This is a genomic window from Coleofasciculus sp. FACHB-712 (assembly GCF_014695635.1).
Classification (GTDB): domain Bacteria; phylum Cyanobacteriota; class Cyanobacteriia; order Cyanobacteriales; family FACHB-T130; genus FACHB-T130.
In genome coordinates, this window is record NZ_JACJOQ010000071.1 from 1 (window position 1) to 13,257 (window position 13,257).

22 protein-coding genes are annotated in these 13,257 nt (G+C 47.3%); all 22 read right to left on the reverse strand.

Going from position 1 to position 13,257, the window contains the following annotated elements; all coding sequences use genetic code 11:
- Positions 1–68: 68 nt before the first annotated feature.
- Entirely contained in the window at positions 69–182 is a 114-nt protein-coding gene (gene rpmJ, locus H6F50_RS01650) for a 50S ribosomal protein L36 (RefSeq protein WP_071782548.1), read from the reverse strand.
- A 127-nt stretch (positions 183–309) separates the two neighbouring features.
- Positions 310–537 (reverse strand): translation initiation factor IF-1, encoded by a 228-nt coding sequence (gene infA / locus H6F50_RS01655; protein ID WP_015203280.1) that lies wholly within the window; start codon positions 535–537, stop codon positions 310–312.
- A gap of 194 nt (positions 538–731) precedes the next feature.
- Positions 732–1,298, reverse strand: coding sequence for an adenylate kinase (locus H6F50_RS01660; RefSeq protein WP_190425621.1), 567 nt, complete (start codon positions 1,296–1,298; stop codon positions 732–734).
- Positions 1,298–2,638 (reverse strand): preprotein translocase subunit SecY, encoded by a 1,341-nt coding sequence (secY, locus tag H6F50_RS01665; protein WP_190411881.1) that lies wholly within the window; start codon positions 2,636–2,638, stop codon positions 1,298–1,300. Before secY ends, H6F50_RS01660 begins: the two co-directional genes overlap by 1 nt.
- Before the next feature lie 48 nt (positions 2,639–2,686).
- Positions 2,687–3,151, reverse strand: coding sequence for a 50S ribosomal protein L15 (rplO, locus tag H6F50_RS01670; protein WP_190425624.1), 465 nt, complete (start codon positions 3,149–3,151; stop codon positions 2,687–2,689).
- 132 nt (positions 3,152–3,283) lie between these two features.
- Positions 3,284–3,808 (reverse strand): 30S ribosomal protein S5, encoded by a 525-nt coding sequence (gene rpsE / locus H6F50_RS01675; protein ID WP_190411883.1) that lies wholly within the window; start codon positions 3,806–3,808, stop codon positions 3,284–3,286.
- Positions 3,809–3,940: 132 nt separating this feature from the next.
- Positions 3,941–4,303 carry a 50S ribosomal protein L18 gene (rplR, locus tag H6F50_RS01680; protein ID WP_190411884.1) on the reverse strand — a complete coding sequence of 121 codons (363 nt, stop codon included), beginning with the start codon at positions 4,301–4,303 and terminating at the stop codon, positions 3,941–3,943.
- 2 nt (positions 4,304–4,305) lie between these two features.
- Positions 4,306–4,845 carry a 50S ribosomal protein L6 gene (rplF, locus tag H6F50_RS01685; RefSeq protein WP_190425627.1) on the reverse strand — a complete coding sequence of 180 codons (540 nt, stop codon included), beginning with the start codon at positions 4,843–4,845 and terminating at the stop codon, positions 4,306–4,308.
- Positions 4,846–4,999: 154 nt separating this feature from the next.
- The gene (gene rpsH, locus H6F50_RS01690) at positions 5,000–5,401 is read right to left on the reverse strand and encodes a 30S ribosomal protein S8 (RefSeq protein WP_190411886.1); all 402 of its coding nucleotides are present in this window, start codon (positions 5,399–5,401) and stop codon (positions 5,000–5,002) included.
- A gap of 24 nt (positions 5,402–5,425) precedes the next feature.
- A complete protein-coding gene (gene rplE, locus H6F50_RS01695; protein WP_190411887.1) occupies positions 5,426–5,971 on the reverse strand; it encodes a 50S ribosomal protein L5 in 546 nt (181 codons plus the stop codon).
- A gap of 80 nt (positions 5,972–6,051) precedes the next feature.
- A complete protein-coding gene (gene rplX / locus H6F50_RS01700; protein ID WP_242028859.1) occupies positions 6,052–6,420 on the reverse strand; it encodes a 50S ribosomal protein L24 in 369 nt (122 codons plus the stop codon).
- On the reverse strand, positions 6,420–6,788 hold the full coding sequence (gene rplN, locus H6F50_RS01705) for a 50S ribosomal protein L14 (RefSeq protein WP_190411889.1): 369 nt from the start codon (positions 6,786–6,788) through the stop codon (positions 6,420–6,422). Before rplN ends, rplX begins: the two co-directional genes overlap by 1 nt.
- A gap of 224 nt (positions 6,789–7,012) precedes the next feature.
- Complete coding sequence (gene rpsQ, locus H6F50_RS01710; protein WP_190411890.1) at positions 7,013–7,261, reverse strand: 30S ribosomal protein S17; 249 nt, start codon at positions 7,259–7,261, stop codon at positions 7,013–7,015.
- A gap of 6 nt (positions 7,262–7,267) precedes the next feature.
- A complete protein-coding gene (rpmC, locus tag H6F50_RS01715) occupies positions 7,268–7,510 on the reverse strand; it encodes a 50S ribosomal protein L29 (RefSeq protein ID WP_190411891.1) in 243 nt (80 codons plus the stop codon).
- A gap of 3 nt (positions 7,511–7,513) precedes the next feature.
- A complete protein-coding gene (gene rplP, locus H6F50_RS01720) occupies positions 7,514–7,936 on the reverse strand; it encodes a 50S ribosomal protein L16 (protein ID WP_190411892.1) in 423 nt (140 codons plus the stop codon).
- 104 nt (positions 7,937–8,040) lie between these two features.
- Positions 8,041–8,769 (reverse strand): 30S ribosomal protein S3, encoded by a 729-nt coding sequence (rpsC, locus tag H6F50_RS01725; protein ID WP_190411893.1) that lies wholly within the window; start codon positions 8,767–8,769, stop codon positions 8,041–8,043.
- Positions 8,770–8,855: 86 nt separating this feature from the next.
- The gene (gene rplV, locus H6F50_RS01730; RefSeq protein WP_190411894.1) at positions 8,856–9,218 is read right to left on the reverse strand and encodes a 50S ribosomal protein L22; all 363 of its coding nucleotides are present in this window, start codon (positions 9,216–9,218) and stop codon (positions 8,856–8,858) included.
- Positions 9,219–9,284: 66 nt separating this feature from the next.
- Complete coding sequence (gene rpsS, locus H6F50_RS01735) at positions 9,285–9,560, reverse strand: 30S ribosomal protein S19 (RefSeq protein WP_190411895.1); 276 nt, start codon at positions 9,558–9,560, stop codon at positions 9,285–9,287.
- Between the two features lie 91 nt (positions 9,561–9,651).
- Entirely contained in the window at positions 9,652–10,515 is an 864-nt protein-coding gene (gene rplB, locus H6F50_RS01740) for a 50S ribosomal protein L2 (protein ID WP_190411896.1), read from the reverse strand.
- A 116-nt stretch (positions 10,516–10,631) separates the two neighbouring features.
- Complete coding sequence (locus tag H6F50_RS01745) at positions 10,632–10,934, reverse strand: 50S ribosomal protein L23 (RefSeq protein WP_190411897.1); 303 nt, start codon at positions 10,932–10,934, stop codon at positions 10,632–10,634.
- Positions 10,921–11,559, reverse strand: a complete 639-nt coding sequence (rplD, locus tag H6F50_RS01750) for a 50S ribosomal protein L4 (RefSeq protein WP_190411898.1) — start codon at positions 11,557–11,559, stop codon at positions 10,921–10,923. The genes H6F50_RS01745 and rplD overlap by 14 nt, the downstream gene beginning before the upstream one ends.
- Positions 11,560–11,659: 100 nt before the next feature.
- Positions 11,660–12,298, reverse strand: coding sequence for a 50S ribosomal protein L3 (gene rplC, locus H6F50_RS01755; protein WP_190411899.1), 639 nt, complete (start codon positions 12,296–12,298; stop codon positions 11,660–11,662).
- Positions 12,299–13,257: the final 959 nt, after the last annotated feature.

Genomic DNA, 13,257 nt, shown 5'->3' on the forward strand with positions numbered 1-13,257 from the left:
GTGCCACGCTTGTTGTCTCCCTAGTCTTGCTTTTAGTGCTATAAACTTGTCCTGAGGATCGGGTTGAGTTAACCTTGGCGTTGCTTGTGTTTTGGGTTAGAACAAATCACCATGACTCGACCGCGCCGCCGAATGACGCGGCATTTTTCGCAAATTTTTCGGACTGATGCTCGAACTTTCATGCCTATTTTGGCTACATTGCAAGCTCTACATTATATCACTTTTTAAGTGTATTTAAAAGTTCATCTAATTGATGAAGTTTTTCATAGCACAAGCTTTTAAAAACGAGCGAGTCGCTTTTTTTGGCAACTACTTTTTGTTGCGTAGCCGGTAAGTTATTCTGCCTTTGGTTAGGTCGTATGGGGTGAGTTCCACTTTGACGCGATCGCCCGGTAGAATCTTGATGTAATTCCGGCGGATTTTCCCGGAAATATGGGCTAATACATTAAACCCATTGTCTAAATCAACGCGAAACATTGCATTAGGCAGGGATTCTGTTACCGTGCCTTCCATTTCAATTAAATCTTGTTTAGCCAAGTTATCCTTTTCCTCAATTCTTCAGCTTGCCTACTGTCATTCACAGCTCATTCCCCTGACTGACAGTCAAGGTCTTATTAACATATTTTATCAAAAATTTACTTCATCAGGTTGGGGGTCAGTCCCAGCCGCCAGTCGGAAAGTAGATTGGCAACGAACTGACCCCTGACATTGGGAGATCGCACCCGCTCCTGTCAAGAATGAACAACTTGTTTGAGTGCGGAAGTAACTTCCTCTAGAGAGCGATCGCCATCAATTGAAACCAACTGTTGGCGCTGCTTGTAGAAATCAATTAGCGGAGCCGTTTGGTTGCGATAAACTTCCAAACGATGACGAATGACTTCTTCTGTATCATCCGTTCGTCCTTGCTTGCGACCTCGTTCCAGCATCCGATCTACCAAAACTTCGTCCGCAACTTCCAGATTGAGAACGTAATCGGAGACTTGGTCTAATTTTTGCAACAATTCATCCAGAAAAGTTGCCTGAGAGACGTTACGGGGGAAACCATCTAAAATCCAACCAGGTTGGGCATCTGTTTGGGTCAAGCGATCGCGCACCAAATCCAATATCAAAGCATCGGGAACCAACTCACCTCGATCCATATAGGACTTCGCCTTCAAACCGAGTTCAGTTCCAGCCGCCTTGGCATTTCTCAAGATATCACCCGTGGAAACATGAGGAATTTCCAGCTCTTGAGCGAGGATATGTGCCTGAGTTCCCTTCCCTGCTCCTGGCGGCCCCAAAAAAATCAATCGCGTCACTACTGCTTCACCATTCCTTCATAGCGCTGGGAAATGACATAGGTTTGGATTTGCTTTGCTGTATCAATTGCCACGCCCACCAAAATCAGCAAAGAAGTAGCTCCCAGCCCTTGAAAAGTTGTAATGCCGGTGGCTCTTTCTACAATTGTGGGCACAATTGCCACTAATCCCAAAAAGATAGCGCCTAAGAAAGTTAGCCGATTCAAAACTCCTTCCACGTAATCGCTAGTAGCCCGACCTGGACGGATGCCAGGTATGCTGGCTCCCATCTTTTTCAAGTTCTGTGATAAATCCACAGGATTTACAATCAAAGATGCGTAAAAGTAGCTGAAAAACAGAATCAAGATCAGATAAACGACCTCATAAACTCCGGGCGTCTGACTATTGGGATTTAGAGCATTCGCAACTTGATTGAGAACTTGATGTATTTGACTCAAGACCGGATTATTGCCCGTATTTTGAGTCATCTGAGCTAGGAAACCTGGGAAAATTAGAACGGAAGAGGCAAAAATGATCGGCATAACTCCACCCTGGTTCAGCCGCAAAGGCAGGTAGCTCGTCCTTTCCCGGTAGAGTCGTTTACCTACCTGTCGGCGTGCCGAAATAATCGGAATCCGCCTGGTTCCCTCCTGCACAAACACAATTCCCAAGATCATGACTAGGAAAACTAGCAGCAGAATGATCACGGGTCCTACATTGCGATTGTCAACCTGGGCATAATTAATAGTTTGCCCAAGGGATTTAGGTAGAACTGCAACAATATTGATGAAAATCAACAAAGAAGCGCCGTTACCAACCCCCCGCTCGGTAATCAGCTCTGACACCCACATAACAAACATTGAACCAGCGGTTAGAGCGAGTGCAGTCTCCGCGATAAACAGGGGTCCCCGAACGTTTGTTGCATAGCGTTCAAGCCATACCGCAATGAAGCTAGTTTGAATCAAAGCCCCTCCCAGCGCTACATAGCGAGTAATCTGAGAGATTTTTCGCCTTCCAGCTTCTCCTTCATCCTTCTGCAATTTTTCCAAAGAAGGAATGGCAGCTGTTAGTAATTGGATAATGATGGAGGCATTGATATAGGGCAAAATCCCTAGAGCAAAAATCCCCAAGGCGGTAATTCCGCCCCCAGAGAAGATGTCCAGAAATCCAATTAATTGGTTATTTTGAATATCTTGAGCAAACCTAGCCCGGTCAATTCCCGGTACTGGCAAAAAGATGCCAATGCGAACTAAAATCAGCAAGCCGATGGTGAGAAGCAGCCGACCTCTAAGACCGGCTGCTTGAGCCATCTGTGCAAAGGTTTCCTGAGCAGTTGGGCTTTTGTCTCGACTAACGACCATGTAAGGAATACCTCAACGATGAGCAAGAGACGCTGGCATGCAATATGTTTAACCCTTATGGGCACGGGCAGCAACAACTTCACAACTGCCACCAGCGGCTTCAATCTTGCTGCGAGCCGAGCTAGTGAAAGCTGCTGCTTTTACGTTCAGAGCCACATTCAGTTCACCGTCACCGAGGATTTTCAGAGAACCATGATTTGCGGTGAGAATGCCAGACTCCATCAATGAGTCTAGAGTCACTTCCGTGTTAGCAGGGAGTGATGCCAGCTTACTTACGTTGATCGTAGTGTATTGCTTACGATTAATGACCGTAAAGTGCTTTAACTTAGGCAGGCGACGGTACAGTGGCATTTGTCCGCCTTCAAATCCGGGTCGTGTGCCCCGCCCCGATCTAGATTTTTGACCGCGCATCCCAAAGCCACCACTGGCACCTTGACCAGCTGCTATACCTCGTCCAATGCGTCGGCGGCGCTTCTTTGAGCCTTTTTTAGGAACTGCATCTTCTAATCTCATTCGCTTGACCTTGAGGATTGACGACTTATTTTTTGGGGAAGCTATTAGCTGTTAGTGTTTTGTTGTTTGTCCAAGATATTAAAGTTGCCTTTAAACTGAGAGTCACTAATAGCTAATCGCTGATGGCTAAATTTAGGCGTAGAGATTTTCGATAGGAATCCCGCGTTCTTCAGCCACTTCAGAAAATGTACGCAAGGTGGAAAGAGCATTCACGGCAGCTCTAGCATTGTTCAAGGGGTTATTAGAACCCAGCTGTTTTGCCAAGATGTTACGCACACCTGCTAACTCCAGCACAGTACGTACAGCACCACCGGCAATAACGCCCGTTCCTGGAGCTGCGGGTCGCATCATCACTTGGGCACCACCCCCGGCTCCGTTAATAGGATGGGGGATAGAATTTGCCTTGGTCAAGGGGATGTCAATTAAGTGTTTTTTGCCATCGGCAACGCCTTTACGAACAGCTCCAATTACATCACTTGCTTTGCCAACGCCGACGCCAACTTGACCGCGCTCATTGCCAATGACAACGATCGCGCGGAAGCTGAGTTTTTTACCGCCTTTGACGACCTTACTAACACGACGGATCTGGATCACCCGTTCTTGAAAGGTGATTTCTTTTTCCCGACGCGCAGAACTTTTCCGACGCTCTTTTGCCATAGTTTTATCCTGAACCTTGAGAGTGAAAGTAAAAACTAAAAATGTAAAAAGGCAAAAGAAAGAGAAATCAAAGGTAGAAATATGAACATAAAAACTTCTTTCTTTTTACTTTTGCCTTTTGCATGCTTGTCTTTAGAAATCCAACCCAGCTTCGCGAGCAGCGTCAGCCAGGGCTTTGATTCGACCGTGATAAAGGTTGCCGCCTCGGTCAAAGACAACCCTCGAAATGCCTTGAGCGATCGCTCGCTGAGCAATTAACTTGCCTACCTCAACAGAGGCGGCACAGGAAGCTCCTGTTGTTAACTGTGATTTTAGATCCGGTTCCAAAGTTGAGGCACAGGCAAGAGTACGTTGTTGAGTGTCGTCAATTACCTGGACATAAATGTGCTGATTGGATCGAAAGACAGCTAACCGAGGACGCTCACTACTGCCATTTACCTTACGCCGCACCCGGTGATGGCGACGTTGAATTAGTTCTTTACGAGTTAGCTTCATCTTTACTTCTTACCTGCCTTTCCAGCTTTACGTCTTACGACTTCACCCGCATAGCGAATGCCTTTACCCTTGTAAACTTCCGGTGGACGGACAGCACGGATTCGAGCAGCGATATTTCCTACGATTTCTTTATCAATGCCGCTTACAACTACATTTGTGTTGTTTTCTACGGCCATTTGAACACCGTCGGGAGGTTCAATCTGAACTGGATGACTGTAACCCACGCTCAGAATCAGATTGCGACCTTGAACTGCCGCACGATAACCGACTCCCTGGATTTCTAGACGACGCTGAAATCCTTGGGAAACTCCATCGACCATGTTGGCAATCAGAGTACGAGAAAGACCGTGGCGTTGACGAGCTGCGCGAGATTCATCCCGCCGCTTGACCAAGATCGTTTCTCCCTCCTGCTCTATACTCACCTCAGATGGTAGAACCCTGGATAGTTCTCCTTTAGGCCCTTTCACTGCAACATGTTGCCCGTCGATCGAGACTTGTACCTTAGCAGGAATATTAATAGGGCGTTTGCCAATACGAGACATGACTTAATCCTCCTAATCAATTAGCCGTTAGCCGTTAGCTGTTAGCTGTTAGCTTTTGGTCTATCGGTGAGTCCGAAAGTCTGTGCTTTTCTAGGTTTTTGAAACCTACCAGCCAATCGAGCTAATAGCTAATAACTAATAGCTATTAGCTTATCTACCAGATGTAGCAAAGCACTTCTCCACCTACACCCTGACGCCGTGCTTCCCGGTCAGTCATAATGCCGCTGGAGGTAGAAATGATCGCAATTCCGATACCGCCCAGCACGCGGGGTAGTTCTTTGCGGTTAGAGTAGACCCGCAGACCAGGTTTGCTAACCCGCTTCAAGGTATTAATAATCGGTTGACGGTTTTTGCCTTTGTACTTTAGAGAAATTAGCAAGTGTTGCTTAATCCCTTCGCCAACTTCTTCAAATTCAGCAATAAAGCCTTCCTCCCTGAGAACTTTGGCAATACTGCGAGTCATCTTTGTCGCTGGTATTTCTGTTGTTTGGTGCCGCGCCAGATTCGCATTCCGAATGCGAGTCAGCATATCTGAAATTGTGTCGTTTGCCGCCATTATTCCCTCCTTATTTTGACTGCCTCATTGATCCCGGAAAGGCATTCCCATTTCTTTTAGCAAGGCGCGGCCTTCTTCGTCGGTATTTGCTGTAGTAATAATGGAAATGTCCATGCCCCGAATTTGGTCGATGCTGTCGTATTCGATTTCTGGAAATATCAGCTGTTCTCTAATGCCTAGGCTGTAATTTCCCCGACCATCAAAGCTCTTGGGACTAATGCCGCGAAAGTCCCGAATCCGTGGCAAGGACAGGTTAATTAATCGGTCGAGAAAGGCATACATCCGATCCGCCCGCAGAGTCACCATCACGCCGACTGGCATCCCTTGGCGAAGTTTAAATCCAGCGATCGCCTTTTTCGCCCGCGTCACTACTGGTTTTTGACCCGTAATTTTGGCAATTTCAGCAAGGGAAGATTCCAACGCTTTAGCGTTGGTAGAAGCCTCACCTAGACCTCGATTAACCGTAACCTTTATGACTTTGGGTACCTGATGGGTATTCGTGTAATTAAACTGAGTCATCAGTTTAGGAACGATCGTATCTTGGTACAGCGTTTTCAGTTTTTGTGTCATTGTTTTTTCCTTAATATCCCTGGGCTTGGTCAGGGGAAATAGCAGTTAGTAATTAGCAATATGCTGTAACTAACAACTATTTAATCAATAATTTCACCCGTTTTTTTGAGCATCCGCACTTTGCGTCCTTCTTCATTCAAGGTGTAGCAAATGCGACTGGCAATCTTTTGTTGAGCCGAGTAAAGCATCACGTTAGAGCTATGGATTGGTGCCTCTACTGTCACGATTTGACCGGATTCACCTTCTTGTTGAGGTTTAACGTGCTTGGTTTTAATGTTGATGCCTTTGACAATTACCCGACTTTCTTGGGGAAGCGTCCGCAAAATTTCACCAACCTTGCCTTTATCACGACCGGCAATCACTTGTACTGTGTCGCCTTTTTTGACATGCATTTTATAGCGCTGGGGAAGCTTCGTCCCGTTTCTTTTAGACTGTTTTTTTGCGGCCATTAGAGTACCTCCGGAGCTAGAGAAACAATTTTGGTGAAGTTTTTGTCGCGCAGCTCGCGTGCAACTGGCCCAAAAACGCGCGTCCCTCTAGGGTTGCCATCTGCGTTGATGATGACGGCGGCGTTATCATCGAAGCGAATACTCATACCGCTGTCCCGGCGCATATTTTTTCGGGTACGGACAATCACAGCTCGCACAACATCCGACTTTTTAACCGCCATATTGGGAATGGCATCTTTGACGACCGCAATGATTACGTCGCCAACACCGGCATAGCGTCGGCCACTGGCACCTAAGACGCGGATGCACATCAATTTACGAGCGCCGCTGTTGTCTGCGACATTAAGGTAAGATTGGGGCTGAATCATAGTTCTTAGCTTCGGATGCGTAAGTTTTGAATAATAGTTTTGAGCTGTAAGTTTTAAGTTTTAGCAAAAGAAAGAACGTAAGAAGTTTGATTTTTATTCCCGACATTCTTTCGTTAGATTTCCGCTTAAAACTTGTTACTGACGGGTTTACCTCATTAAATATCGGTGTCAAATCGAAATTTTCGATGAACCCGCCTTTACAAACTCAAAACTCATAACTTTACTTATTGAACCTCACGGTTGAGAATTTCAGCGACTGCCCATCGTTTGGTGCGGCTTAGAGGACGTGTTTCGGAAATCCGGACGCGATCGCCTACCTTGCACTGATTTTCTTCATCGTGAGCTTTGTAACGCTTTGTACGCACTACAATTTTTCCGTACTTGGGGTGCGGCGAGCGGTTCTCGACGGCAACCACTACGGTCTTTTGCATCTTGTCGCTGACGACCAAGCCAACTCGTTCTTTAACTGCCATTGGGGTCTACTCCTCGGATGTTGCATCTGGTTGTGGCTTTTGAGCCTTTGCAGCCCGTTGCCGCTCCCCTTCTACGGTTAGGAGCTGACCTAAACGATGCTTCGTATGCTTGAACTGGTGTAACTTTTCTAAGCGTCGGGTTGCCTGTTGCAGCCGTAAATCAAACAGCTGACGCTTGACAGCTAAAATTTCTTCAGCCAGTTCTCGATCGCCTAAATTTCTGGCTTCTTCTATCTTGGGCAGAGCCATAACTCACACAGTCCCTTCTTCTTCACGAGTGATGAACTTCGTCTTAATTGGCAACTTGTGGGAAGCTAGACGCATCGCCTCCCTGGCGGTTTCTTCAGGAACCCCGGCAATCTCAAACAAGATCCGGCCTGGCTTCACGACAGCTACCCAAAATTCCGGCGAACCTTTACCAGAACCCATACGGGTTTCAGCAGGGCGCATTGTAACTGGTTTATCGGGGAAGATCCGAATCCAGATTTTTCCACCCCGACGGATGTAGCGGGTCATGGCTCGGCGGCTGGCTTCAATTTGACGGGAGGTAATCCAAGAAGGTTCTGTGGATTGGAGGCCAAAGTCACCGAAGTTTAGGCTACTGCCGCGAGTTGCCAAACCGTTCATCCGCCCGCGCTGCTGTTTGCGAAATTTTGTTCTTCTGGGACTTAACATGACTTGGTAATGGGTAATTGATAATTGGTAATTAGTAATTGGTAACTGGTAATTGGGCGTTTTCTTTTTGATTACCCATTACCGATTACCGATTACCTATCAACCTATTCATTAGAGCGGTCTTCAAATTGCTGGCGACGACGCTGTTGACGACGTCTAGGCTGAGCGTTGTTAGGAGCCGGAATTTCTTCCTGACCAGGAATCACTTCACCTTTGAAGATCCAAACTTTAACGCCAAGAATGCCGTAAATAGTTTTGGCAGTGCGGTAAGCGTAGTCAATGTTGGCTCGAAGAGTATGCAGAGGAACTCTGCCTTCCCTTGTCCACTCGGTTCGGGCAATTTCCGCCCCGTTTAACCGTCCGCTGACTTGTACTTTAATTCCCTGGACTTCAGCGCGTTGGGCACGTTGAATCGCCTGACGCACGACGCGCCGGAAGGAAACTCTTCGCTCTAACTGTTGGGCAATATACTCAGCAATCAGTCCGGCGTCGGCATCTACCCGTGCTACTTCGATCACGTTGATCCGAATTTGACGATTGCCACCGCCTAAAGCTTCTTGAAGATCGCCGCGTAATACTTCAATGCCAGTACCACCGCGACCTACCACAACACCCGGTCGAGCTGTGTGGATTTCTAAGTCAATTTGATCGGCTTTACGCTCAATCCGTACTTGGGAGATACCAGCGTTACTGAGTTTTTTCTCTACGACCTGCCGAATAGTGTGGTCTTCTTGCAGGAGTTCTGGGTAGCGCTTAGCATCCGCAAACCAACGGGAGCGATGTTCTTGGGTAATCCCCAGCCGAAAACCAATTGGATGAATTTTCTGTCCCACGAATGCGTCCTCTTAAATCAGCTAATTGCTAATTGCTAATTGTTCAAAAGCTTGTTTCTGACAATTAGCGCTTAGCCAAAGTAGTGTTATTCATCTGCTGCTGCTTGTGCAACAGCTACGGTGATATGACACGTTGGTTTACGAATTTGATATGCACGACCTTGAGCGCGGGGCCGGAAGCGCTTCAAGGTTGAGCCTTGGTCGGCATAAGCCTTAGAAACCACTAATCTTGCAGGGTCTAAACCGGCATTATGTTCGGCATTGGCGGCTGCTGAGCGCAGTACCTTGCGGACGGGATCGCAAGCCCGATAGGGCATAAATTCCAGAACGATCAGTGCTTCCCGATAGGAGCGTCCCCGAATTTGGTCGAGAACCCGGCGCACCTTGTGGGGAGACATCCGGATGTATCGCGCGATCGCTTTCACTTCTTCTGTAGTATCAACTGCCATAGATTTCTCCCTTTTAATAATTTTGAATTTGGAATTCTGAATAATCTCAAAACCCAAACTTCAAAATTACCTCTTTGCCTTGGAATCTTTCGAGTGTCCCCGGAAGGTGCGAGTTGGAGCGAATTCTCCCAACTTATGCCCTACCATTTGCTCGGTGACGTAAACTGGCACGTGAGTCCGCCCGTTATGAACCGCGATGGTGTGACCTACCATTTGCGGCAATACAGTTGAAGCACGAGACCAAGTTTTAATAACCTGCTTATCGCCCCTAGCATTCAAATTTTCAATCTTTTTCAACAAATGGTCCGCAACAAAAGGACCTTTTTTAAGAGAACGACCCATAGTTCAAATAACCCCAATTACTTCTGGATTTTTGGATCTTGGATTTTGGATTTTGGACGTATTGCTAATCTAAAATCCAAAATCTAAAATCCTAGGACTCCCGACCGCCCCGACCTCGCTTAGAAGATTTGCGACGACGCCGGACAATTAATTTATTGCTTGGCTTGTTCCGCTTACGGGTCTTAGCACCTAAAGTTGGCTTACCCCAAGGTGTGACTGGTCCACTTCTACCAATTGGTGCCCGTCCCTCACCACCGCCATGTGGGTGATCGACTGGGTTCATGACACTGCCTCTTACCTTCGGACGGCGTCCCTTCCAGCGATTGCGACCAGCTTTACCAGCACTCAAGTTGCGATGCTCAACATTGCCGACTTGTCCGATGGTAGCGTAGCACTCGCGGCGGATCATGCGGACTTCACCGGAGGGTAGCTTGATAGTGACATAGTCGCCTTCTTTAGCGACTACTTGTGCAGTGGCACCAGCAGCGCGAACAATTTGCCCGCCCCGTCCAGCAGTCAGTTCTACGTTGTGAACGGCAGTTCCTAACGGAATTTTGCTTAATGGTAATGCGTTGCCAATTTCAATTGGGGCGTCTGGGCCAGCAGTGATAACTGTACCGACGGTTAAGCCGACTGGGTGAAGAATATACCGCTTTTCGCCATCCTGGTAATAAACCAGGGCAATCCGGGCATTACGATTTGGATCGTACTCAATGGTTGCCACTTTTGCCGGGATATTGCGCTTATCGCGGCGAAAATCGATTTCCCGATAGAGTTGTTTATGACCACCACCCCGACGGCGGCTAGTAATCACCCCACGATTGTTTCGACCTTTGGGGCGATGCTTTGTGTAGGTTAGTGACTTTTCCGGCTCACTCCGCGTAACTTCGGCAAAGTCCGAAATGGTAACTTGACGAGTACTGGGAGTATAAGGCCGATAAGAACGGATGCCCATAACTTAAAAAAGAGGTTTGAAGGTTGAAGTTTGAAGACGCTTGTAGGGCGGCTTTCCGTTGAGATGGTTGAAATTAGTTAAAATTTAAAATTTCAACTTTCCAACTTTCCAACTTATTAAACTTCTGGGAAGAGGGTAATGGTCTCTCCGCTTGCCAGAGTTACAATTGCTCGCTTGTACTGAGGCTTAAACCCTGCAAATTTGCCGACGCGACGCTTTTTGCGCGGTAGGCGAAGGGTGTTCACACTCACAACCTTTACTTTAAACAGGTCTTCAATTGCTGCTTTAATTTCTGGCTTAGTCGCTTTGGGAACAACTTCAAAGACATACTTGTTCTGCTCCATCAGCAGAGTTGCCTTTTCAGTTACGATCGGTCGATACACCAGATCCGCAAGTTCGCGGGGGTTATACTGACTCACTGTAAACCTCCTGAATTTTGGCAAGGGCGGATGGCGTTGTCACGATTTTGTCAGCTGCCAACAGGTCAAAGATATTCAATTGGGTGGCAGGGATGATCTTCATTTTGGCAACGTTCCGGGCTGACAAATAAACGTTTTCTTCCCGTTCAGCTAGGATCAGCAGGACTTTAGAATCTGGTTGGACGCCCCAACGTGCGATCGCTTCTACCAATTCTTTAGTCTTAGGCCGAGGCAACTTGTCAGCAAATTCCTCCACCACAATCATGTCTTCAGCTCGGCTAAAGAAGGCGGTTCTCAGTGCTAAACGCCGTTCCTTCCGGTTCATCTTTGTATCATAGTCTCTTGGCTTGGGACCAAAGATGACACCGCCGCCTCGCCACAGTGGTGAACGAATCGACCCAGCACGAGCGCGACCCGTCCCTTTTTGACGCCAAGGCTTACGACCTCCCCCCCTAACTTCCGCGCGGGTTTTGGTGCTGGCTGTGCCTTGACGAGCATTCGCCTGTTGCCTTACTAAGGCTCGGTGGACGATATGAGCCGCATTCTCTTCTTTAGCAACTTTTAATTCTAGAGTTGCCTGTCCGACCTCTTCCCCGTTCCAGTTTCGTACTACACAGTTAACCATATCCGTTGTCCTTTGTTCGTTGCTAATTGCTAATTGCTAATTGAAGATTGCTAAGTATCAAAAGCTCTTAGCGATTAGCCAGCCTGACCTTAGAAAATGACTACTTTCGACCTACTTTCTTGGCAGGAACAATATTAACCAGCGCCCCTGGCTTACCAGGAACCGCTCCTTTGATCAGTAGTAAATTGCGTTCTGCGTCTACCCGCACTACTGTCAATTTGCGAACGGTAACGCGCGTACCACCTAGACGACCTGCCATCCGCTTACCGGGATAAACACGCCCCGGTGTGGTTCCAGGGCCGATCGAACCAGGTAGACGGTGGTTTTTGGAACCGTGGGACATAGGCCCTCGCTTAAAGTTGTGGCGTTTTTGATAACCGGCGAAGCCTTTTCCAATGCTTGTGCCGATTACATCCACAATTTGACCCGCAGTAAAAATATCTGGTTTGAGTTCTTGCCCTAGTTCAAACTCTCCCACATTCTCAAAGCGATACTCTCGCAGTTTTTTCAAGGGAGGAGCGCTTGATTTTGCCAAGTGACCCAATTCAGGCTTGTTCAAACTCTTGGGTTTGACTTCTTTATAACCAAGCTGGACGGCAGTATAGCCATCTGTTGCTTTGGTTTTAATTTGCGTAACGGTGCATGGCCCTGCTTGAATGACCGTCACAGGAATTGCTTTTCCTGTTTCGTCAAATATTTGGGTCATGCCGAGTTTGGTGCCGAGGATACCAACAGACACGGCTTTCTGGTCTCTCCTTTTTACACAGTACAAAGAGGCGGGATTACGAGTATTTCGTAAATCCGCTTGCTCCAACAAACGTTGTTATCAAACCAGCCAGCTGGGGCGCATCCTCGGATTGAGAGAGGCAAGCTTTCAAGTCAGCCTAATTTAGGCTTTTTCTTTAGCTGGGATGAAGCTATTCGACGGTCGGGTAAGCGCTAGAAGCGCGTTGCCTATATTCGCGGGGACTTAGGTGGCAAGCCATCCAGTATCCGAGAAAGCGAAAGGGCTTTTTCCGGCTGAAAAGGGTTCTTCTCAAGAAACCTTCTAGATCGTCGCTAATCCTGAAATCGATGTCTCTGTTGCTTTACGCTCGCTGGGGGCACTAACCTCTTATGAGAAAGACTCAATAGTTTTTCACTCGGAAGGCGTGCTGTCCCTGGACTCGATTTCAACTTCAGCGGCAATAGCTGCTCGAATTTTGATCACAATCGTTAACTATAAACGATTTGTTACAACTTGTCTAGCAATTGTGCCAAAAAAATTTAGCGGTCTGCTGGATGGTCTGCCTCGCTTGTCGTGCAACTCCAGATCCAGAAGACAACTGTCCAGTTAACGGCTTACGGATAGATAAGGAAGAAGGCGATCGCATACCAACGATCCGCACTTAGGTCGGTTATAGCATTTCACAATGTGTTTGCACAGTCTTTGTAAACACAGTATTACAACTCCAGCAACATCTTCCCTACAGTTAAATGGACTACAAGAGATTGCAGATAGAAGCAAGCTGGCTTTCAACCTACATTCCGCAGGTTCTGGGTAGAGTCAAAGAGATTTTTTGAAATAGGAGTCAACGGCAACCTACGCCAAATCAAGCTGTTAGGTCAACAGAGTTGATAATAACGACTGGCATCGGTTCCCAAAAAGCGGAGAATTTTCCGTCGTTCGGGTGTGAGATTGGTAATCTGCTTGAGGTC

Bases quoted from the DNA above. Each gene is read 5' to 3' on its own strand.
- rplX (WP_242028859.1), bottom strand. From the start codon at position 6,420: ATGGCCGCAAAAAAACAGTCTAAAAGAAACGGGACGAAGCTTCCCCAG.
- secY (WP_190411881.1), bottom strand. From the start codon at position 2,638: ATGGTCGTTAGTCGAGACAAAAGCCCAACTGCTCAGGAAACCTTTGCA.
- rplD (WP_190411898.1), bottom strand. From the start codon at position 11,559: ATGGTTAACTGTGTAGTACGAAACTGGAACGGGGAAGAGGTCGGACAG.
- rplO (WP_190425624.1), bottom strand. From the start codon at position 3,151: ATGAGATTAGAAGATGCAGTTCCTAAAAAAGGCTCAAAGAAGCGCCGC.
- rplE (WP_190411887.1), bottom strand. From the start codon at position 5,971: ATGACACAAAAACTGAAAACGCTGTACCAAGATACGATCGTTCCTAAA.
- rpmJ (WP_071782548.1), bottom strand. From the start codon at position 182: ATGAAAGTTCGAGCATCAGTCCGAAAAATTTGCGAAAAATGCCGCGTC.
- rpsQ (WP_190411890.1), bottom strand. From the start codon at position 7,261: ATGGCAGTTAAAGAACGAGTTGGCTTGGTCGTCAGCGACAAGATGCAA.
- rplB (WP_190411896.1), bottom strand. From the start codon at position 10,515: ATGGGCATCCGTTCTTATCGGCCTTATACTCCCAGTACTCGTCAAGTT.
- rpsE (WP_190411883.1), bottom strand. From the start codon at position 3,808: ATGGCAAAAGAGCGTCGGAAAAGTTCTGCGCGTCGGGAAAAAGAAATC.
- rplR (WP_190411884.1), bottom strand. From the start codon at position 4,303: ATGAAGCTAACTCGTAAAGAACTAATTCAACGTCGCCATCACCGGGTG.
- rplP (WP_190411892.1), bottom strand. From the start codon at position 7,936: ATGTTAAGTCCCAGAAGAACAAAATTTCGCAAACAGCAGCGCGGGCGG.
- rpsH (WP_190411886.1), bottom strand. From the start codon at position 5,401: ATGGCGGCAAACGACACAATTTCAGATATGCTGACTCGCATTCGGAAT.
- rpsS (WP_190411895.1), bottom strand. From the start codon at position 9,560: ATGGGTCGTTCTCTTAAAAAAGGTCCTTTTGTTGCGGACCATTTGTTG.
- rpmC (WP_190411891.1), bottom strand. From the start codon at position 7,510: ATGGCTCTGCCCAAGATAGAAGAAGCCAGAAATTTAGGCGATCGAGAA.
- rplF (WP_190425627.1), bottom strand. From the start codon at position 4,845: ATGTCTCGTATTGGCAAACGCCCTATTAATATTCCTGCTAAGGTACAA.
- rplV (WP_190411894.1), bottom strand. From the start codon at position 9,218: ATGGCAGTTGATACTACAGAAGAAGTGAAAGCGATCGCGCGATACATC.
- rplN (WP_190411889.1), bottom strand. From the start codon at position 6,788: ATGATTCAGCCCCAATCTTACCTTAATGTCGCAGACAACAGCGGCGCT.